We start from the raw sequence: 20,351 nt of genomic DNA, 5'->3' as shown, positions 1-20,351 counted from the left end.
GTTGTGTGTTGGTAGCGCTCCCGGCGGCCGGTTCTTATCCCGGGTGCAGAGTTTTTCTTCGCGGGGAGCGCTTTGGCCCTAGGTGTCCCTACCTGCGGACCTTCGATCGACGCTGCGGCTTCTGAGCCAGCGGGTTGAGTGAGCGGTTGGTTCGGGAGTCGGCCTTTTCCTGGGCGTGAACCCATTCATCCAAAGTAGTTATGCGGTACATCACGCGTCGGCCCATACGGAAGCTGGGAGGGCCCTGCCGCCGATGACGCCATACATAGAGCGTGTTGGGGGAAAGCCCCAGATATTCGGCAGCCTTCGGGAGGTTCAAGAAGGCCGACTCGTGCTTTTGGCTGGCCTGATGCATCGCTGGACTCCTGTCCCTGGGAGGTTGAGTGACAGGATGAGAATCCAGAGAAAGTGCGTTTTGGTCGGGCCGGTCTTTTTGTGTTAATGGAGGGCCCAGCTGTGTCGCGAAGGCGCGGCGGCGGATCCTGGGAGTTCTCAGCGGTAGGCACTGACGGCGGTCAGGTACAGACTACCCGCCGCGCCCGCGGTGCTCCCGCCAATCAGGAGGGCGGCGCCGGGGCGGGCGCCCTCGCGCCACGCGACGAACGCGGCCGCGCACCCGAGGTGGAGGGCGGCGGACAAAGCCAGGAGCAGGGCCAGGAGCTGCTGTTGGGTCATCGGGACGATCCGTTTCTCGGGCGGTGGCCCCGCCGGACGGCGGGCCTGGCGGAGACCCTGTCCGTCCGACGGCGTGTCCGGCGAGGTTCTGCGGCAGATCGATCACGCGACGCCCGGGGCGCTGCTCCGGGTTGTTACGCTCCCGGGTGTCCGATGGCGGCCGATCGGACACCCAGCCCGCCCGGCCGGGCCGCAGGCGGTCGGTGAGGAGCGGGTACATGGGTGACGTGTTGGCAGATCTCCGGCGGGTGGGGGAGTTCAAGCGCCGTGCGCTGCGCGACTGTCCGTCGAACCGGGAACTGGCGCGGCTGGCGGAGGTTGCCCCCGGCACGCCGGGCACCTGGCTCGACGGTGCGAACCTGCCGCAGGACCTCGGGAAACTGATCGTCGTCCTCGACGCGATCCGTGCCGAAGCCGCCCACACGGGCGTCCTGGACAGCCCCGTCGACGACTCCGGGAAGACCGCTGCCGAGCTGCTGGATCCCGGGCGCTGGCGCGCGGCCTTCACCGAGGAGCGCGAGCGCCGGGCTGAGGACACCCGGTCGGCGGTCGAGCGCCGGCAGGCGCGGGCGGCCTTGGCGGAGGACGAGCGGCGTGCCCGGCAGGCCGCGCTCGCGGACCGCCCGCGACCGGTCGGGTCATGGAGTGCCCAGCGGCTCGGTGTGCACCCGGCCATCCCCGGGCGCCCTGTCGGCGACGGCTTCCGCGACGGCGTCGGCGGCGGACCGGCCTTCGTCCTGCCCCGCTACGTGCTCCGCCCGCACGATGAGCGGCTGCGCGGCCTGCTGTCGGAGGCGGTGGCGACGGGGGCGCGGCCGAGCCTGATCGTGGTGGAGGGGGGCTCCTGCACGGGGAAGACCAGAACGGCCTTCGAGGGGCTGCGGGCGGCGGTGCCGCCGGACGTCCCGCTGCTTTTCCCGGCGGACGCGGCTGGTCTGCTGGACGTCCTGGCGGCGGAGGCCCTCGGTCCGGGGAGCGTGCTGTGGCTCAACGAGGCCCAGGACTACCTCACCGGCCCGACGGGTGAGGCGGTCGCCGCGGCGCTGCTGCGGCGGCTCGACGGCGAGGGGCCGCTCGTGGTGGTCGCCACGCTGTGGCCGGAGCATCTCAAGACCCTGCGGGACGCTGGCCACGGCAACGGCGGCGGGTTCCGCCACGGCAGTCCCGATCAGCACCGGCTATCCCGCGCGCTCCTCGCCCAGGCCGCGTACGTCCACGTGCCCCGGACCTTCGCCGAAGCCCTGGAGTCCGCCAGGGAACTCGCCTGCGAGGACGGTTCGTTGGCCGTGGCTCTGGACTCCGGCCTCGCCGATCTGACCCAGGTCCTGGCCGCCGGTCCGGATCTCGTCGACATCTACGAGCACCCAGTCGGCGAGGCGGGGCTCCACTGCAGGGCCGTTCTCAGCGCTGCGATGGACGCCCACCGCCTCGGCGTCACCGGACCGTTGCCGCTCGCCTTCCTGGAGGCCGCAGTCCCGGGCTACCTGGACGACGACGAAAGAGCCGTCGACCCCGGGTGGTTCACCCGGGCGCTCGCCCGCGCCCGTACCGTCGTCAAGCAGACCACCAGCCCGCTACAGGACGTCGCCCGCCCGGGCCGGATGGGCGTTGTGTCGGGCGTGGTGCGCCTCGCCGACTACCTGCAGCAGCACGGTGACCGGACACGCCGAACCGTCTGCCCGCCGGCCTCCTTCTGGGACGCCGCGGCCGAGCACCTTGCGGACGCCACGGACCTCCACCGCCTCGCCTACGCCGCCGAGCAGCGGGCGAGGCTGCGCCACGCCGCCGTCCTGTACGCAGCCAGTGCGGACGCCGGGGACCCGTCTGCCCTGTTCGCGCTCGCAATACGGATGGACCGGGCCGAAGACCAGGAGACGGCGCACCGGCTCCTCGAGGCCGCCGCAGCCGCGGGCGACGGGCAGGCGGCGGGCGAACTGGCGTGGCGGCGAATGGAGGCGGGGGAGTCTGCGGAAGCGGACCGGATCCTCCGGGACGCCACTGATGCCGCGCGCCCGGATGCCCTGGCGAGGCTGGCACTCAGGCACGAACTGTCCGGGGACCGAGCCCAGGCCAGACAGCTGTACCTAGCCGCAGCTGAGCTGGGAAACGAGTCCGCGCGAACGTACCTCGATTGGGATGCGCGACGGGAGGCGGATCGGAATGCGGAGCGGCGGGAGGCGTCGGAGCCCTCGCCCTCCGAGGCCGAGGAAACGGCCCTGTTCGTTCTGGACGACGTCGATTCCTATGTGCTGCGCCACAACAGGCCGGACGTCGCTCCGCTGACCCGCTGGTTCCTGGAGTACGGCAATCTGCACGAGCTGCTCGCGGAGGCGCACGAACGTCAAGGCAACCGCGAGGAGGCCGAACGCCTGTACCAGGCGGCCGCCGGGTTGGGGAACCCCAGGGCGTTGCGGAAACTGGCGGAGTGGGCAGCCGAGTCGGGGCACCATGAGAAGGCGGAGCGGCTGTACCTCGCAGCTATCAACACCGGAGACAGCTGGCGGTTCGACCTCGGGGACCTGGCCTCTTCCCGCGGAGAGCTGGTGGACAGCTACGAGCGCCACGGCATCGAGGCCGACGGAACGCTGTCCGAGTCGTGGCCTTGGCCCGTCCCGAGAGCGGTCGATCCTACGACCTCGATCGAAACCGAGCTCGAGGGGTAGGGTCGGCCCGGGTGACAGCACCGCCCGGGTGTACCCGGGCGGTGGCGTCACCCCTGGCGGTAGCCGCGCCGGAGCAGCGCTCGTCATCTGGCTCCACACATGATCGCCCGGACAAGTCCTAGCCGGCTCTGGGCTCAGAGGTCAGTGAATGGCCCAGCTCTTCGTACGGTCGCCGCGTTTCAGAGTGTCCAGCCGGAAGGCGAGCTGGGCAGCTGCCTCACGGTCGCCCTGGTCGGCGCGGCGGATGAAGGAGCCGAGCGTGTGGAGGTCCCGTAGCTCGGTGAGCACCGAGAGCCCTTGCCAGTCCGCGAGGTCGTAACCGTATGCGTCTGAGAAGGCGCGTAGTTGGGCAGGCGTGCGGCCGAAGCGGACGCCCTGGAAGGTGTTGGCGAGGTCAGTCTCCCGCGGGCCGATGGCCGCTTCGTCCCAGTCGCCGAGCCTGGCGGCGTTGCCGTCCCAGAGAGTGTTGCCCGGGTAGGCGTCACCGTGGACCAATCCCCGGCCGAGGCGAAAATCGAGATGCGCGTAGGCGTCCAGGAGTTTGTCGGAGCGGTGCAGTATCCACTCGCGATTGCTGGGCTCAAGGACGGTGCTGGACTCGACGACAGGGCGCAGAGCCAGATGGGGACGATAGGCAGGCAACTCGATGGGGGGCTCAGGGAGCCGGTGCAGTCGGCTGAGCAGACGGCCAAGGTGTTCCGGACCGGGGGGCGGGCCATCCGGCTGTGGGTAGTGCCGCCACAGGGTGATCACGTATCCGTGAACGTCCAAGGGCTGCGGTACATCGAGCGGCTCGGTGACCTCAAGCCCATGGCCGGCCAGCCAGCGGGTGAGGTAGATGGCTCGTTGAATCGAGGCGCGCTGTTCGTTCCGACTGACTCGGACAACGGCGTCGGCCTGGGGCAGTAGATAGACGGACGTGGCGTGGGTACGCAGGGGCGAGAGGCCGCGTGCCGAAAGCCCCCAGACTGTGCAAGCACGTTGTGCAGCACCCTGAGGCGTAATAGATGTTGTGGTCATCGCTCCGACCGTAGCGCGGCCGTGCCGTCGATGACCTGGTAGCCGTGAATGAGGTCGGCCAGCTGCCCGATGGTCCGGTTGCCCTTGAGGTCGGTTCGGCGCATGAGGCTGCCGAGGCGATCCATGGCGCTGCCGAGCTGCCGGATGCGCATCTGCGGGGGCAGGTCCAGGACATGCTGGAGGGCGGTCGTCGCGCCCTCGGGGTCTCCCTGGAGGATGCCGGCGGTGATCAGATCGATATGGGCCAGGGCCTCATCACCGTACGAGCGCTCCTCTCTCGGGCCGCTGCGGTACGCAGCGATTGCGGCGGTGGCGTGCTGGCGGGCCTCCTCGTACATCCCGAGCAGCGTGTAGGTGCCGCCGAGGTAGTAGTCCTGCTTCGCGAGGGGAAAGGTCATCAGGCCGCCGAACTGTTCGACCTCGTCATGGAGCGGTGTCTCCTCTCTGGCATGCCGCATCCGGTCGATCGCGGCCAGGGACAGTTCGTGATCGCCGATTCGGGCCGCCGCGCGAGCTTCGATCGCGGCGATACGGATACGGGCCTCGCCGGCCGGCGCGAGCTGGGCCGCGTGTTCCGTCAGCCTCAGCGCCATCCGATTTTGTGGCGACCACTCGGTGATCAGCGCAGCCGTGCCCGCAGCCCACGCCCGCAGCCCGGTGTGATCCGCCTGTTCAGCGCACATGCGCGCGGTACGGATCTGCGCCATCGCGGATGCCTGTTCGCCGAGGTTCTGTGAGGCGTGCGCGAGGAGCAGGCACGCGGTCCCCGCGAGCATGAACAGCTCGCGGCTCTGCTGGGGGCGCTGGCGGCCTTGCAGGCGGTCGAAGAGCTCATCCCGCACCGTGACGAGCTCGGTGAACAGCGGGAGTAGCGGTGCGTGGACGTAGTCGGTGGCGATGCGGGCGAGAGCGAATCCGAACTGCTCAAGCTCGTCTGTGCTGACATTGCTGGAAGACATGAACGCAGCGAACTCGCTGGAGGACTGCGCCGCCCCTGTGGCGAGTGAGCGCAGGTGATCGGCTTCGTCACGCTCGGGCTCCGATGCCTTGCGCACAGGCGCACTGCCGGGAGCGAGCGGGCGGAGTTCGGCCGGTACATCCAGGGCGTTCAGGAACGCCTGGGTCTTGTCGAGGCGCGTGAGACGACGGGTTCCGGATTCGAGCTGGGATAGGTAGCTCTGGCTGAAGCCGGTGAGGTGAGCGAGGTCGTCTTGTCGCAATCCGGCGTATTGCCGTAGGAGACGGCTCACTCGCCCGAAGTCCATTACTCCGAGGGCTTCTTGGATCCCGGCATCTGACCATATGCGAGTCGGGATTGAGGGAAGACCGGGCTCTGTTGTTGTGGGGGTGCTTCGTGCGCACGCCCCACACAGTTCTCGTTCGTCCGGGTTGTAGCGGCTGAGGCGGCACCCGCACTTCAGGCAACGACGCTCACCGCTCACTGCCCCTCCCGACCTCGATCGACCCATACGGACGCTGATGCTCATGCTGGCATTGCAGTTGCCATATTGCAGCCCAACTTCCCTTATCGCTCCGGTGATATGCGATCTCCAATGCTCGGTGGCAGCGTGTGCCGCCAGCCGTTGCCGAGGCGAATCGACCTCGGTGTGGCAGGGACCTTGGGAGGTATGTCCATGGCGGCGAACCACCAGATAGCGTTCCGCATCCACTGCGAGGAACCGGCGGTTGTCGGCTCCCGGCACACCGGCCGCTGCCGAGTCCGTGGCGGACCCCGGCGGATGGTGTGAGGGCCGGCATGAACATCGCCCTGGCCATGGAGGCCGTCATCGAGCACGCCGAGCTGCAATCGCGGATTTCCCTTTCCGCCGACGACCTGGCTCCCCGTCGGGCCCGTGCATTCACGCGGATGAAGCTCACCGAGTGGGGCCTGGAGGCTCTGGTCGATCGCGCACTGCTCATTGTCAGCGAGCTCGTCACGAACGCACGTCGCCACGGCAGGACCAAACCCGAGGGCCTGTTGGAGGAGATCACCCTGACGATCTCCTACCAGAACGCAGTCGTGGGGATCGAGCTGGAGGACAACTCTCGCCAGCTCCCTGCACCGCGTAAGGGGTCGATCGGCGCGCTCGATGGCCGGGGCCTGCGCCTCGTAGCCGCTGAGGCGGACGCCTGGACCTCATGCCTGAAACCAGACGGCACCGGCAAGCGGGTCCTTGCCTTCTTGCGCTGGCCGTCGACGCCGCCGGCCGTCTGACCGCAGCCAGTCCTCACCACTCAAGCGTCCGATCAGATCTTGGAGCTGTTCGTCATGCCCGCACACTCACCGCCTGCCCTGCTGACCCTCCTTACACCGCGGGAAACCGCGAACCTGGGCCTTGTCGCCGATGGCTTGGGGAACAGCGAGATCGCGGCCTGCATCGGCTTGGCCGAGGACACCGTCAAAGGTCATCTGCTACGCCGACGAAGGAGCGCGACCCGATGACGGCGTCCGGGCTCAGGCGTGCGCTCATCCTCGATCTCGACGGCGTCCTGCTCGATACGCGGCCGGTCATGCGGAAAGCCTGGCGCGAGGTACGCGAACGCCACAGCATCGACGTGCCGTTCGAGGCGTACGAGCAGTACCTCGGCCGTCCCTTCGACGACATCATGGAACTGCTGGGCCTCACCGAGGCAGACCGGATCCACGAGACATACGCAGAGGCATCTCGGCGCTGCTGCGAGCTGGCCCGACCGTTCGATGGTGTGGAGGAAGTGCTCCACGCATTCGCTGCCGCTGACTGGCTGCTCGGAGTCGTCACGTCCAAGCCGTTGGAGCGGGCTGCTCCATTGCTGGCTCGGCTCGGGTGTCCTTTTGCCGCGGTCCGGACTCCCAGCGGCCAGGGGCGGGGTAAGCCGGCGCCGGATCCACTGATGCTCGCGCTCGTTGATCTCACCACTGATCCCGTGTCCGCGGTGTTCGTGGGCGATATGGCGGTCGATCGCGAGTGCGCCCGGCGGGCCGGTGTGCCGTACGCGCATGCCGCCTGGGGCTACGGCGAGCCTGGCAGTCCGGCACCTGAGATCGCGCGTGATCCGCAGGACCTCCTCCGGTTACTCGACACAAGCTGCGAGTCAGGCCCGTTTGTCGCAGGGAGCCTGCTGTGAGCGTCTCGAAGCGGAGTGCCCTCGGCCTCGTGCGAACTTCGGTGGGGGAGCAGGCCGTCTGGGCGCTCGTCGGGGAAGGGTCTCTGCGGCACATGACGGCCTCCTGCATCACCACGCTGGAGTTGGAGGCTCTACCTGTCGACCGAGCAGAGGTCAGCAGCTACGTCGCCGACGTCATGTCCGGCCTGGAGGCGTACAGCTCTCGATGTGCTGAGACGCCGGGTGGTGCCTCGTGGCTGTATGTGCAGCATGTTCCGGTACGGCGTCTGATCACGCAGCTGGTGCGGAAGCTCCTGGCGCTGAGCGCGTGGCCCGAGTTCGCTGCGGCCCCTGGACCCGTGGCCCTTGCTCCGTACGAAGGACTGCTCGGACTGCGGGACAGCAGCTCACGCGAGTACCGCGCCTACACGGTCACCTGGTCGGGTGTCGCGTACGCCCTTGGTGCGCAGGCGTCGCACAATCCGGCGCGCTCTGCTCGGCTGCGACAGCTCACGACTCTCCATCCTGTCCGTGATCTCGCGCATGCCCCGACGCCTTCCGCTGTGTCTACCGCCGAGGTAGTGGCACTTTCCTGGTCATCCCGGCACGCGCAGACCCTGCTGCCGGTGCTGGAGCAACTCGCTCGCGAAGGACGGCCCAGCGTGCTGGTCGATCTCGCCACAGATCCGATGGAGCGCTGCCCCACCCCGGCGGGCGGATCCATCACGCTGTGCTCAGCGCCCCTCGAAGCCCTTACCGCAGCTGGAACGGTACCTGGACTGCATCTGGATACCGAAGAACCCACCGGAGCCGATGGCACGGTCCAGGTCGGTGTTCACACCGTTCGGTTGGACCGACTGGAGCGACTCGCCGCCGCACTTCTGGAAGGAAGTGGCGGGTGTACCCAGCCCTCCTGGCGAGCCGTGGTGCGAGTGGAGGAGTGGTTCCTCGAACTACTCGCCGCGGTACGCCCGCACACTGTGCTGCTAAGCAACGACACCAGCCCGCTCGGAGCCCTCGCCGCTCACGCCGCCGAGCGGCACGGTGCCACCACCGTGACTGTCCAGCACGGGGCGTGGATACCAGAGGCGGTCGCCTGGCCGGCACTCCACAGTCGGCACATCGTGGTGATGGGTGACCGCGACGTTGCCCCGGCGAGGGAGTGGGTTCGGCACCCGAAGGCGGAGATCCACGTCCTGGGGCAGCCGCGCTTCGATGCGCTCGCCGGCCTCGGGCGGGAAGCACAGCATCGCTATCTCCAGAACTTGCTCGGCGCCGGCAACGAATCCGGCCCGGAGCGGATCGCGGTGTGGGCCTGCCAGCCGTTCGGCCCGCAGCGCCTGCAGGCTCAGGCGGACATCATCCTCGATGGTCTGAGGAGGGCCCGGGGGCGCTGGGGGTTGGTCATTGCCCCGCACCCGGCCCAAGGGGGTCGCGTCTTCAACCGCTTGCTGCGGCGGGACGGAGAGCCTCGCATGGCCGTGGCCGACCCGCGCGTTGGAGCGCGAGGCTGCCTGGCAGGTGCGGACGCAGTGGTGAGCGTGTCCTCTACGTGCGGCATTGAGGCCGTACTCCTCGACGTGCCCGTCCTCGAACTGGACCGCCCTGGTGACCGCACGCTCGGTCTCGCAGAGCACGCCGCCGCCCATCGCTGCCGTACGGCTGTCGATGTCGCGGCCGCGCTCGACCTCGTGAGCCGGGGGAGCGCCCGAGTACCGCGAGAAGCGTGCGATGCGGTGTGCCGCTGGCGAGGCCACAGCGCTGCCGACGTCGCCCAGCTCATCATCCGCCGGGCCGAGCCCGACATCGCGCCCACCGACCTAATCGACCACCAGCCCGCGGGCGCCGAGTCCGGCTTCCCCTGGGGCGAGGGAGAAACCATCCGATGACGAACCTATCCGCCGACAACGTCGCCGAACTCTTCACCGGGGCCGTTGCGTTGGCCAAGAACGGGGCGAAGGTCAGTCCACGCGGGATGGCCACTCGCGAGGTCCTGGACCTCAGCATGCGCCTGACCCAGCCCAGGGCACGGCTCCTGTACGCGCCGCCCGCCCGCATCTTGAACCCCGCCTTCGCGGTGGCCGAGACCGTCTGGCACCTTTCCGGCTCCGACGACCCGTGGATCTTCGACTACAACGCGCAGCTGTGGCAGTACGCCGACGATGGCGTCCTCCGCGGCGCGTATGGCCCCAGGATGCGGAACTGGGGCGGCGAGGTCGACCAGATCCACCGTGTTGTGGAGATCCTCAAGGACGACCCCGACTCCCGACGGGCGACCATCCAGCTCTACGACCCGGCTCGCGACACCGTCGGCCACAAAGACGTCCCCTGCACACTCGGCTTCCGCTTCCACCTGCGTCGCGGGCATCTGCACATGTCGACCACGATGCGCGGCCAAGACGTGTGGATCGGCATGCCGTACGACCTGTTCTTCTTCACCACGCTCCACGAGCTGGTCGCTGGATGGCTGGACGCCGACCTGGGCGAAACCCACCACCACGTCGATTCCCTCCACATCTATGAGCGCGACATCGAGAACGCCGAGGCGCTGACCGGCGTGGCAGCGAGCCCCGTGATGCCTGAACTGTCCACGCCGTGGGAGGGGTTCGAGAAGCTCCTCGACCGGGTGGGAACCGGTGGCGAGACGGGACACCCGAGCTGGGATGCCATGGCTGCGACTATGCGCAGTTACCAGCTGTGGAAGGGCGGAGAGCGCGAGCAGGCTTGGCGTAGCGCCGCCGCCATCGACGGGCCGCTCGGCGAGGCCCTGACCGCCTGGTATGCCGAGCTGACTCGTCGCGTCGGCGCCACGCCCGCTTCCGCACCAGCGGGGACGAGGTGACCATCACCGTGGACCACGTGCCGTCCGTCGTCCTGGGCGTGTGCTCCTTCACCCACGACTCCGCCGCCGCTCTCCTCATCGACGGTGAGCTGGTGGGCTTCGTGGAGGAGGAGCGCTTGTCCCAGCAGAAACACACACGTGAATACCCCCGCCAGGCCGTCGGGTGGCTGCTGGAGGAGGCCGGCATCACGCCTGGTGACGTCGATGCCGTCGCGTACAATTTCCAGCCCGTCCGCTACCTTGCCGAGATCCCCTCCGCACTGCGGATGGCCCTGCTGGGTACGACCCGCTCACGGGCCATACCGCGCGCGGCTGGGTTCGCCAAGGTGGCCGTGCGTACCCGGCGTCGCCTGCGGCTCCTCGCGCAGTACTTCCCTGACGCCCGCGTCACCCCCGTACTGCACCACCGCGCGCACCAACTGGCCGCGTTCACTGCGTCGGGGTGGGAGGAGGCGGCTGTTCTCGTCGTCGACAGCCTCGGCGAGCGGCAGACCACCACCACCGCCCACGCTCGACAGAACGCACGCCCACGTGTCCGCATGCTGGAGGAACTCACGGACCCGGCTTCGCTGGGCTATGTGTACGGGGCGGTCACCGAGCACCTTGGCTGGCGGCGCGGCGACGAAGAAGGCACCGTCATGGCCCTCGCAGCGCTCGGCGACCCCGCTCGATTCCGGCACGTCTTCACCCGCGCAGTCCACACCACAGCCACCGGCTTCGCCGTGGACCCGGCGTACTTCCCGCCCCGCGTGCTCACCTCCGGCTACCCACGCACTTCCCCTCGGTTCGTTGCCGAGACCTGCCCGCCCCGGCAACCGGACGAGCCGGTCCAAGACATCCACCAGGACCTGGCCGCCGCCCTCCAGGAGCGCACCGAGCAGATCATGATCCACCTCGCGCGCCGGGCCCGCTTGCTGAGTGGCTCGCGCAGGCTGTGCGTGGGCGGTGGCGTGGCCACCAACTGCGTCAGCATCGGACGGATCAGCGAAGCGGGCATCTTCGACGAGGTCTTCGTCCCGCCGGCCCCCGGCGACGCGGGCACGGCGATCGGCGCCGCGGTCGCCGTGCACACCGACAGCGGCAGCCGACGGCCCTTGTCCGGGATCGCCCGTACCTGCTACCTCGGCCCGTCCTTTCCGGAGCCGGTGCTGGACCTCACCCCGTGGCCCGGACTGAAGCAGAAGCCCCTCGGCGCGGACGCCGCGGAGTTTCTCGCGGACCAGCTGGCCCACGGGATGATCGTGGGGCTGTTCCAGGGCCGCGTCGAGGCCGGCCCCCGTGCCCTGGGGAACCGGTCGATTCTCGCTTCGCCTCTCGAAGCCGGGGTGGTCGATCGGCTGAACGCCACGGTGAAGTTCCGCGAACCTTTCCGTCCGTTCGCCCCCATGGTCGCCGCCGCCGGTGCCGGTGAGTTCTTCACCCTCGGTCAAGACGCGCCGTACATGTCCATGGCTTCCCAGGTGACTGACGCTGCCCGCGAGCGCATCCCCGCGATCGTCCATGCCAACGGCACCGCCCGCCTCCAGACCGTCACCGCGGTACAGAACCCGTTCATGCACGAGGTCCTGGAGGCGTTCGCCCGCCGTACGGGAGTCCCTGTCCTGATCAACACCTCGCTCAACGTCAAGGGAAAACCCATCTGCGGCACCCCGGAGATGGCGTTGGACTGCCTCGCGAACTCCGGGCTCGACGCCCTGCTGCTCGAAGGGCGGTGGATCACCAAGTGAAGATCGGATACAGCTTCTGGGGCTTCCTCGGAAACGGGGTCACCGACACCCCCGACGGAGGCCGCAGCCACCGCCGGCCGTTGATCGACGCGCTTCTCCGGCGTGGTCACGACATCGTGTTTCTGCAGGCTGACCGCGATCGGCTCGAAGCGGGCGACGCTCTCGGCGGCGTTTACAACTTCGACTCCGGCATCCCGGACATCGACGTGCTGTTCCTCGAATGGCGCTGGTCCATCGAAGGACGCAACACCACTGCCTGCGGCACCCAAGGCCACACCTGTGATCTCCACCGTCAGGCGGAGCTGCTCCAGCACTACACCGTTCGGCGCCGTACTCCCACCGTGATCTGGGACAAGGACCGGCAGCTGCGCGAGGACAGCATCTGGCGGCGGATCCGGAACGTCGAGGTGTGCGAGGCCGCGCTCACGCCCAGCCCCGGTGCCCACCGCCTGCTCTTCCCGGTCGACGATGCGCTCCTAGACGGTGCCGACCCAATCGCCCTGGCCAGCGAGGACCGGAGGACCCCGCTCAGTTACGTCGGCAACCAGTACGACCGCGACGACGAGTTCGACCGCTTCTTCGCTCCGGCCGCCGCCCGCTTTGAGCACCGGGTGGGCGGCAAGTGGACCAGTACCGAGCGATGGCCACACGTCACCTTCCTCGGCCGAATCCCCTTCAACGCCGTCTCCCGGCTCTACAGCAGCACACTGGCCACGGTCCTGCTCCTGCCCGAGCGGTACGCCGCGGTCGGACAGATGACCCAGCGGATCTTTGAAGCCGTCCTCGCCGGGTGCCTGCCGCTGGGGCCGGCTGGCATCCGGCACGTCGAGCAATTCGTTCCCGAGGACCTGGTGGTCCAGACGGGCGGCCAAGCGATCCGGCGGATCGAAGATCTCCAGAAGATCGCGGGCAGTCAGCAGCACGCCGAACTGATCTCGGAGTGCATCGGCCGGCTGGAACTGTTCCGGCTCAGCCACCAGGTCGACGAGCTGGAGTCCGTGCTGGACATGGCCACCGCTGCGGTGCCGTCAAGGCAGGGGGCCGCGTGATGAACCGCCTCGCTCGGGCCAGCAGGCCCCGATCATCCGTATGTGTTCCGGCGGCTGGGCCGTCCGGGCACCCGAGCACCTCTAGGCTGGAGCACCATGAAGAAGGTCGCCATCGTCGGCTGCGGAGGCAGTGGCAAGTCCGATCTTGCCCGCAAGCTGGCCAAGATCCTGGATGCTCCGGTGACGCATCTGGATGCCGCGTTCTACGACGACGAGTGGAACGCCCTGCCCATGGAGAAGTTCGCCGAGGTGCAGCGTGGCCTGGTCGCGCAGCCGACGTGGATCATCGACGGCAACTACAACTCCACGCTGCACATCCGGCTGGAAGCCTGCGACACCGTGGTGCTGATGGACGTCTCGACACCGGCTGCACTGTGGGGGATCTTCTCCCGGCAGATCCGGCACGGTGCCGGGCACAAGGGCAACGGGGTGCACAACCGCATCACCTGGGGCGTGATCAAGTACGTGGCGACCTACCGGCGCAAGATGCGACCGCGGGTCATGGCCAAGATCGAGGAGTTCTCCGCCGGGCACGCCGAAGTGGTGCTCCTCACCAGCCGCCGGCACACGCGACGCTGGCTGCAGCAGGTCGCCGCACAGCACACCTGAACACTCCGCGCCCCGAGCGGGGGTACGGCTCGTGATCACCAACCCGTTTCTCGACCCCGACCGGCAGGGCGAGCTGTATGGCCACACGGCCCGGCTGGCCAGCCGCTCCAGCGCGCTGATGCGGGCCAAGACCGCAGGTCGTTTCGTTCCCGAGGCCATCGTCCAGCTGGCTCAGGCGCACCGAGCAGGGGCCGATCGCCGTCTCGACCTGGTAGCGGACATCGGATGTGGTCGGGGCACCAGCAGCCGCGTCCTGGCCAAGCAACTTAAGCCACAGCGGCTCGTGGGAATCGACGCTTCTCCCGCCCTGGTAGCCGCCGCCCGCAGTTGGGCCGGCCATCACCCCGGAACCCAAGTCGACTTCCACCAAGGCGACTTCCACCACCTACCCCTGCCAGACGAATCGTGTGAGCTGGCTGTTGCGGCATTCTGCCTTTACCACTCGCCCGAACCAGGCCGAGCCATCGCGGAAATCGCCCGCTGCCTGGTGCCCGGCGGGCTCGCCGTGCTGGTCACCAAGGCACTCGACAGCTACAGCGACATGGACGCCCTCGTTGCCGCTGCCGGCCTCGACCCACGAGCCGAGCGCCACGAAAGCCTCTATGCCGCAGCGCATGGAAACAACCTCGCCGACCTCACCAAGCCGTCGATGGACGTGGTGGCAGTCGAACACGAGGAGCACCGTTTCGAGTTCTCCGGTCTCGACCACGCCGCCGAGTACATCGCCACCAATCCCAAGTACGACCTCGCACCCGGTCTGTACGGCAACCCGGCCGCCCTGGCCGCCGCGCTCCATGAGTGGCACCCGGACAAGCCGATCACCACCACATCCGTCATCACCTATGTCGTGGCGCGGTCCGAAGAAGGGGGAACGTGATGCCTTTCCAGTTCACCAAGCACTACGAGTCCCCGGCAAAGGCCGCGACCGCAGCCCGTCACTACGCATGGCTCGCCAGCCATGCGAAGCCCCTGCGGCAGCCAGCGCTGACCGTGGTCCGACCGACCAGCCTTACCTTTGAGTACATCGACGGCCGTCACGCCCGGACACAGGACCTACCGCGACTGGCCGAGCTCTTGGGCGACGCGCACGGCGCTGCCTGGGCAAGCGACCTGCACCGAGCACAGCTGGACACGCGGCACGAATTCCGGGACCTCACGCTCTTCGAAGACTTCCGCTCCTGCCGGGCAGTGGCCCTGCGCAACCGGCTGGAACAGGGCTTTCTGCCCGACACATCCGCTCTGAAGGCGATGCTGACGCTGCTGGAGCGCTCCACGGAGGGCCCTGCCGCCTTCTACAAGGACTGCAACCTGCGGAACTTCCTGATCACCGAGGGCGGCACGGTCTTCAGCGTCGACACGGACGACCTCACCCTCGCGCCGTTCGGATACGACCTGGCCAAGCTGATCACGACGCTGATTATGACGCACGGCCCGATCGACCCACCCGATATCGAAGCGGCCCTGAACAGCTACAACCACGCCGCCGCCCGGCATGACGCCCAGCTGGGGGCGACGAGCCGAGAGCGCCTTGGTGACTTCCTCGCACTGCATGCCGTACTGACCGCGCCGTACGCCGGGCGTCACGGCTACCGCTACGGCTGGCTGCGTCAGCTCCGACAAATCCAAGGCACATCATGATCACCACAGAACTCGTCTTCGTCCGCCACGGTGAGGCCCGGTGCAATGTCGACGGTCGCGTCGGCGGACCCGCAACCTGCACCGGGCTCACCCACCTCGGATACCTCCAGGTCCAGAGGGCCGCAGCCCAGCTGGCCGCCGAGCACCGAGCGCAGCCCTTCACCGCGCTCTACGCCGGCCCCCGACTGCGCCTGCAGCAGAGCGGTCAGATCCTCGGGCAAGCCCTCGGCTTGGAGCCCCTCGTTGAACCTGGCCTCGATGGACCCGTTCACGGTGAGGCCGACGGCAAGCCCTGGCACTACGTGAAGACCGCAGCCGACGGTGGACCACATGCCCACCCAGACCAACCTTGGGCCGCGGGATCCGACACTTGGAACGGTTACCTCCAGCGAGCCGAGGCGTTTCTGCACGAACTCATCGCCCGTCACGACGGGGGCCGAGTCGTGTTCGCCGCCCATGGCGAAACGATCCTCGCCGCACACGCCCTCCTACTCGGACTCGGGCCGATGACGGAAGCCGGATTCAACGTTTCCCACGCCTCCGTAACCCGTTGGCAGCACCACCACAACCGGCTCGGCCAGCGCCGCTGGATGCTCGACCGGCACAACGACACCGCCCACCTCGCCGCATTAGCAGCGGGAGCGACGCCATGAGCACAGCGCACGCCGACCCGCGCATCCAACTCGCGCGCCACACGGTCGGAGCTGTCAGCATCGTCGCTGACCCGACGCTCCCACCCCACCTCCTGCAGCTCATTGACACCCGGGGCATCACCTACTTCGCCAAGCAGCACAGAAGCCAGGCCCGATACGTCCAAGAGACGCACGCCTACCTGACGTGGAGACGCCATCTCCAAGACCACGCCCCCGAGTTAGTCGGTCACCAGGACTCGACGCACACCCTCCTGCTCACCGCAGTGCCCGGCCGAAGCGGTGACGCACTGCTGCCCGGTTCGGACGAGGAGGAGCGAGCACACCACGACGCCGGAGCTGCACTTCGCGGTCTCCATCGCGCGACAAACCGTCGTGGCACCGGAGACATGGGAGCCGCGCTGGCAGACCGTCTCCGAAGCTGGGTTGCCAGGGCCGACAGCACGGACCTCCTCTCGGGCACCCAGCGGAGTCTTCTCCTGCAGACCGCGGACGAGCTGGCCGGCACGTCCATGGACAGCGCCATCAGCCACCTCGACTACCAACCCAGAAACTGGCGCGTCGGAGACGGCTTCTGGGCCTTCGACTTCGAGCACATGCGACGCGACGCCCGCATCCGGGACTTCGCCCGCCTCGAGTTCCGCCACTGGCAGGCGGCCCCTCGACTGCGTGAGGTGTTCTTCATCGGATACGGCAGTCACCTCACGGACACCGAACAACGGCTCCTGGAGCGCTTCGGCGCCATCGAAGCCGTCACAGCAATCGTCCGCGGTCACGAACAGGGCGACGCGGTCCTGAGCGCCCACGGGCGCACCGTCCTGTCCCGACTGAGCTGACCGCTCCACCGCCACCCCATCACTGGAGATTTCCGTGTCAGACCGCCACTCCGCCGCAACCGCATCGAGCCCTCGGCGCGCGCTGGTGACCGGCGCGGCCGGCTTCATCGGATCCCACCTCGCGCACGCCCTGGCCCAGACAGGAACCACGGTCATCGGCGTCGACCGCCGCGACCCAGCAAGAGATCAGACAGCCGCCGCCAACATGGCCGCTTTGCACGGCCTCCCGGGCTACATGCACATCACCGCGGACCTCCTCACCTGCGCGATCGATCCGCTCCTCATCGACGCAGACGTGATCTTTCACCTGGCCGGCATCCCCGGTGTACGGCCCTCGTGGGGACCGCAGTTCAACGAGTACGTCAACTCCAACATCCTCGCCACCCAGCGGCTCATGGACGCCGCCACCCGCATGCACGTCCCCAGGCTCGTCGTGGCCTCCTCCTCCAGCGTCTACGGCCCCACCAACGGCGGCGCCAGCGTCGAAGGCGATCACCCCCGCCCGGCCTCCCCGTACGCCGTCACCAAGCTCGCCGAGGAACAGCTCTGCCTCGCCCACGCCTCCCGAGCCGACTGCCCCACCAGCGTCATCGCCCTGCGTTACTTCACGGTCTATGGCCCCCGCCAGCGCCCCGACATGTTCACCCACCGCGCCCTCCGCGCCGCCATGACCGGGGAACCACTGCGGCTGTACGGGGACGGACACCAGCGCCGCGACTTCACGTACATCGACGATGCCGTCGCCGCCACCATCTCCGCTGCGGGCGCCCCTATCGACACTGGCATCGTCAACGTCGGCGGCGGAGCCAACGCCTCCTTGATCGACGTGATCAACATCGCCAACAGCCTCGTCGGCCGGGAGATCCAGATCCACGTCGATAACGCGCACAACGGAGACGTACTGACCACCCGCGCCGACCCCCGCCGCGCCCAGGCCGTGCTCGGCTGGCAGCCCACGGTCGACCTGCCCACCGGCATGCGCGCACAGCTACGAGCCTTGACCCAGCCCGCTCACCGAACGGCCGCCTGACCACCTCGCGACGAGAGAGGAGTTGCTGTGGAGAGCCCAGAGAGAGCCCGGCTGGACGCCTTCTTCCGACGCATCACCGAGCGCTTCCCCGCCGCCGGCCAGGCCACCTCGCTGATCATCACGCACCTGCTCCCCGAACGCCCAGCGTTTCTACGCGCGATGGCCCGCTCGACCACCGTCGCCGCCGTTCTCCCCAAGCCCAAGTCCGTGTGCGAGGACACCCTGGCAGAGGTCCGCCGCACACACGCCGTCCACACCCTCACCCGTGAACTGTTCGCCGATCCGACCAGCGCCCTGGAGTACCTCGAAGACACCGCACCCGGTTGCGACGTGGTCCTTCTCGACATCGGCGGCTACTACGCCCCCAGTCTCGACACGCTGGTCGACAAGTTCTCCGGCCGCATCCTGGGAGTCGTCGAGGACACCGAAAACGGCCACCAGCGATATGAGGCTCTCGGCCAACTGCCCTGCCCCGTGTTCTCGGTGGCTCGCTCCCCGCTGAAGGACTGCGAGGACCACCTCGTCGGGCGGTCCATCGTCTTCTCCACGGAAGCCCTGGTCCGGACCCGAGGGGACATCCTCACCAGCCGCGACGCCTGCGTCATCGGATTCGGAAAGGTCGGCCGCAGCATCGCCCAGACCCTGCGAGCCCACGACCTGCGCGTCGTGATCTACGACAACGACCCCGTCAAGCGGGTGCAAGCCCACGCCCAGGGCTTCCGTACCACCGCCTCCTGCACGGAAGCGATCGACGAGGCCGGCCTCGTGCTGTGTGCCACCGGCAACCTGGCCCTGCGGCAGAGCGACTTCGCAGCCTTGCGCAACGGCGCGTACGTCGCCTCGGTCACCTCCTCCGAGGACGAACTCGAACTCGACGCGCTCGACGACCTCTACCGGCGCACCCCGGTTGGGGAACAGCTGACTCGCTACGACGTGACCGGCCACTACTTCTACGTGCTCGCCAACGGCAACGCAGTCAACTTCCTGCACGGCGCCGCCGTCGGCACATATATCCACCTCGTCCAGGCCGAGATCCTCGCCGCCACGTCCGCCCTCAGCCGTGGCGCGCACGACCCGGGCCTCCACGAGATGCCCTCAGACGACCGCCAGGCCATAGCCGGAGTCTGGCTCGACCACTTCACCAGGTGAACCACATGCCCCCGTCCCGCAGCCACATCCACCACACGACCGAGGCGTACCTTGGGCGCCACCCCGACGAGCGGGAAGCGCTCGCGCCCCTCCTGAGTGCCCTGACGCGCCCGGACGACGCGACCAGCCGGAAGACCTACCCCGGCCACGTCACCTGCAGCGCCATCGTGATCGACCGGCACGACCAGGTGCTACACATCCGCCACAAGATCCTCGACAAGGACCTTGCCCCCGGCGGGCACATCGAGCCTGCCGACACCGCTCTCCCCCGTGCTGCCCTGCGCGAACTGCAGGAGGAGGCCGGTATCCGGCCCAGCGCCGTGGTGCCGCTGATGGGCTACGAAGAAGTCCCACTCGATATCGATGTGCACGAGATCGCAGCCAACCCCGATAGAGGCGAACCGACACACCAGCACTACGACTTCCGGTTCGCTTTCCGGCTTCTCGGCGGCCGGGAGATCCACCTCCAAGCAGATGAAGTCACCGACTACCGGTGGCTGCCCTTCACAAAGGTCACTGCACCGACCATCGCAGCCAAACTCACTCTCCTGCCCAGCTTCACGAGTCTCTGACCTGCCTACCGACCGGAGAACACCGTGGCCGCCACCACAACGAAGTCGAAGGACACCCCGCGCCGGCACATAGCGGTGATCCCATGCCGCTGGGGCGCATCACGATTCCCGGGTAAGCCTCTGGCCATGCTCGGCGACAAGCCACTCCTGTGGCACGTCCACCAGCGATGCCAAGAAGCGAAACATCTCGATAATGCCATCGTCGCCACCGACGACCGTCGCATTGCAGAGACGTGCAGGCGGCTCGACATACCCTGTGTGATGACCGGCGAGCACGCTACCGGTACCGACCGAGTCGCCGAATGTGCCCAGTACCTCGACGCCGACGCGTACATCAATGTCCAGGGCGACGAGCCGTTCATCAACCCGGCCGCGATCGACGCAGTCTCGGAAGCCATCGCCCATCTCGACGCTACTGTTCTAGCGGTCAACGCCTATACGCGCATAACCGATGCCGCAGCTGCCATCGATCACAACGTCGTCAAAGTCGTCGTCAGCACGGCCAACAACGCCCTGATGTTCTCCCGTCAGCCGATCCCGTATCCCCGGAGCGATCAGCCTGTCTACTTCCGTCAGCTTGGGCTGTACGGATTCACGGCAGAAGGACTGGAGATCTTTCGGAACCTGGGCCAGGGGCCGCTCGAACGCGCCGAGGGCGTCGAGATGCTGCGTTTGATCGAGCACTCACGCAACGTACGGATGTTGCCCGTGGTCGACGCTGGCCTTGCAGTGGACACCCCCGAGGACCTCGATCGGGCATGTCTTCTCCTGGGACAGGCGCAGGCCAGTTCGGCCACCTTCTGACAG

Annotated in this window: 21 protein-coding genes; 17 read left to right on the top strand and 4 right to left on the bottom strand. The window is 68.1% G+C overall.

Annotated features, from left to right (window positions below; all coding sequences use genetic code 11):
• Positions 1 to 88: 88 nt before the first annotated feature.
• Both ACFW5B_RS18110 and ACFW5B_RS18105 read right to left on the bottom strand, forming a co-directional pair.
• On the bottom strand, positions 89 to 355 hold the full coding sequence (locus tag ACFW5B_RS18110; protein ID WP_386440030.1) for a helix-turn-helix transcriptional regulator: 267 nt from the start codon (positions 353 to 355) through the stop codon (positions 89 to 91).
• A gap of 137 nt (positions 356 to 492) precedes the next feature.
• Positions 493 to 675 (bottom strand): hypothetical protein, encoded by a 183-nt coding sequence (locus tag ACFW5B_RS18105; RefSeq protein ID WP_386440028.1) that lies wholly within the window; start codon positions 673 to 675, stop codon positions 493 to 495.
• A 218-nt stretch (positions 676 to 893) separates the two neighbouring features.
• On the opposite strand from ACFW5B_RS18105, the gene ACFW5B_RS18100 reads away from it, so the two are divergent.
• Positions 894 to 3,338, top strand: coding sequence for a tetratricopeptide repeat protein (locus ACFW5B_RS18100; protein WP_386440026.1), 2,445 nt, complete (start codon positions 894 to 896; stop codon positions 3,336 to 3,338).
• A gap of 141 nt (positions 3,339 to 3,479) precedes the next feature.
• Here ACFW5B_RS18100 and ACFW5B_RS18095 read toward each other — a convergent pair whose 3' ends face one another.
• Together ACFW5B_RS18095 and ACFW5B_RS18090 are read right to left on the bottom strand one after the other, a co-directional pair.
• Positions 3,480 to 4,358, bottom strand: a complete 879-nt coding sequence (locus tag ACFW5B_RS18095) for an aminoglycoside phosphotransferase family protein (RefSeq protein WP_386440024.1) — start codon at positions 4,356 to 4,358, stop codon at positions 3,480 to 3,482.
• Positions 4,355 to 5,623: a helix-turn-helix domain-containing protein gene (locus ACFW5B_RS18090; RefSeq protein ID WP_386440022.1), complete on the bottom strand. Its 1,269-nt coding sequence runs from the start codon at positions 5,621 to 5,623 to the stop codon at positions 4,355 to 4,357. Before ACFW5B_RS18090 ends, ACFW5B_RS18095 begins: the two co-directional genes overlap by 4 nt.
• 491 nt (positions 5,624 to 6,114) lie before the next feature.
• Here ACFW5B_RS18090 and ACFW5B_RS18085 point away from each other — a divergent pair, with 491 nt between their 5' ends.
• From ACFW5B_RS18085 to ACFW5B_RS18010, 16 genes are all read left to right on the top strand, one after another.
• Complete coding sequence (locus ACFW5B_RS18085; RefSeq protein ID WP_386440020.1) at positions 6,115 to 6,573, top strand: ATP-binding protein; 459 nt, start codon at positions 6,115 to 6,117, stop codon at positions 6,571 to 6,573.
• 39 nt (positions 6,574 to 6,612) lie between these two features.
• Positions 6,613 to 6,801, top strand: coding sequence for a LuxR C-terminal-related transcriptional regulator (locus ACFW5B_RS18080; protein WP_386440019.1), 189 nt, complete (start codon positions 6,613 to 6,615; stop codon positions 6,799 to 6,801).
• On the top strand, positions 6,798 to 7,463 hold the full coding sequence (locus ACFW5B_RS18075) for an HAD family hydrolase (protein WP_386440018.1): 666 nt from the start codon (positions 6,798 to 6,800) through the stop codon (positions 7,461 to 7,463). Before ACFW5B_RS18080 ends, ACFW5B_RS18075 begins: the two co-directional genes overlap by 4 nt.
• Positions 7,460 to 9,331, top strand: coding sequence for a hypothetical protein (locus tag ACFW5B_RS18070; protein WP_386440016.1), 1,872 nt, complete (start codon positions 7,460 to 7,462; stop codon positions 9,329 to 9,331). The genes ACFW5B_RS18075 and ACFW5B_RS18070 overlap by 4 nt, the downstream gene beginning before the upstream one ends.
• Positions 9,328 to 10,284, top strand: a complete 957-nt coding sequence (locus ACFW5B_RS18065) for a thymidylate synthase (RefSeq protein WP_386440014.1) — start codon at positions 9,328 to 9,330, stop codon at positions 10,282 to 10,284. The genes ACFW5B_RS18070 and ACFW5B_RS18065 overlap by 4 nt, the downstream gene beginning before the upstream one ends.
• Entirely contained in the window at positions 10,281 to 12,011 is a 1,731-nt protein-coding gene (locus ACFW5B_RS18060; RefSeq protein WP_386440013.1) for a carbamoyltransferase, read from the top strand. Before ACFW5B_RS18065 ends, ACFW5B_RS18060 begins: the two co-directional genes overlap by 4 nt.
• A complete protein-coding gene (locus ACFW5B_RS18055; RefSeq protein WP_386440011.1) occupies positions 12,008 to 13,060 on the top strand; it encodes a hypothetical protein in 1,053 nt (350 codons plus the stop codon). The genes ACFW5B_RS18060 and ACFW5B_RS18055 overlap by 4 nt, the downstream gene beginning before the upstream one ends.
• A gap of 96 nt (positions 13,061 to 13,156) precedes the next feature.
• Positions 13,157 to 13,669, top strand: coding sequence for a topology modulation protein (locus tag ACFW5B_RS18050; protein ID WP_386440010.1), 513 nt, complete (start codon positions 13,157 to 13,159; stop codon positions 13,667 to 13,669).
• 31 nt (positions 13,670 to 13,700) lie between these two features.
• The gene (locus ACFW5B_RS18045; RefSeq protein ID WP_386440008.1) at positions 13,701 to 14,546 is read left to right on the top strand and encodes a class I SAM-dependent methyltransferase; all 846 of its coding nucleotides are present in this window, start codon (positions 13,701 to 13,703) and stop codon (positions 14,544 to 14,546) included.
• Positions 14,546 to 15,307: a phosphotransferase gene (locus ACFW5B_RS18040; protein ID WP_386440006.1), complete on the top strand. Its 762-nt coding sequence runs from the start codon at positions 14,546 to 14,548 to the stop codon at positions 15,305 to 15,307. The genes ACFW5B_RS18045 and ACFW5B_RS18040 overlap by 1 nt, the downstream gene beginning before the upstream one ends.
• Positions 15,304 to 15,960 (top strand): histidine phosphatase family protein, encoded by a 657-nt coding sequence (locus ACFW5B_RS18035; RefSeq protein WP_386440004.1) that lies wholly within the window; start codon positions 15,304 to 15,306, stop codon positions 15,958 to 15,960. Before ACFW5B_RS18040 ends, ACFW5B_RS18035 begins: the two co-directional genes overlap by 4 nt.
• A complete protein-coding gene (locus tag ACFW5B_RS18030; protein ID WP_386440002.1) occupies positions 15,957 to 16,793 on the top strand; it encodes a phosphotransferase in 837 nt (278 codons plus the stop codon). Before ACFW5B_RS18035 ends, ACFW5B_RS18030 begins: the two co-directional genes overlap by 4 nt.
• Before the next feature lie 34 nt (positions 16,794 to 16,827).
• Positions 16,828 to 17,823, top strand: a complete 996-nt coding sequence (locus ACFW5B_RS18025) for an NAD-dependent epimerase/dehydratase family protein (RefSeq protein WP_386440000.1) — start codon at positions 16,828 to 16,830, stop codon at positions 17,821 to 17,823.
• Positions 17,824 to 17,850: 27 nt separating this feature from the next.
• Complete coding sequence (locus ACFW5B_RS18020) at positions 17,851 to 18,972, top strand: adenosylhomocysteinase (protein WP_386439999.1); 1,122 nt, start codon at positions 17,851 to 17,853, stop codon at positions 18,970 to 18,972.
• Between the two features lie 5 nt (positions 18,973 to 18,977).
• On the top strand, positions 18,978 to 19,544 hold the full coding sequence (locus ACFW5B_RS18015) for an NUDIX hydrolase (RefSeq protein ID WP_386439998.1): 567 nt from the start codon (positions 18,978 to 18,980) through the stop codon (positions 19,542 to 19,544).
• Between the two features lie 24 nt (positions 19,545 to 19,568).
• Positions 19,569 to 20,348 carry a 3-deoxy-manno-octulosonate cytidylyltransferase gene (locus ACFW5B_RS18010; protein ID WP_386439996.1) on the top strand — a complete coding sequence of 260 codons (780 nt, stop codon included), beginning with the start codon at positions 19,569 to 19,571 and terminating at the stop codon, positions 20,346 to 20,348.
• Positions 20,349 to 20,351 lie beyond the last annotated feature (3 nt).

Origin of the sequence: Streptomyces sp. NPDC058773, assembly GCF_042746015.1 — a bacterium.
Lineage (GTDB): Bacteria > Actinomycetota > Actinomycetes > Streptomycetales > Streptomycetaceae > Streptomyces.
This window is presented reverse-complemented; position numbering and strand designations above follow the sequence as displayed.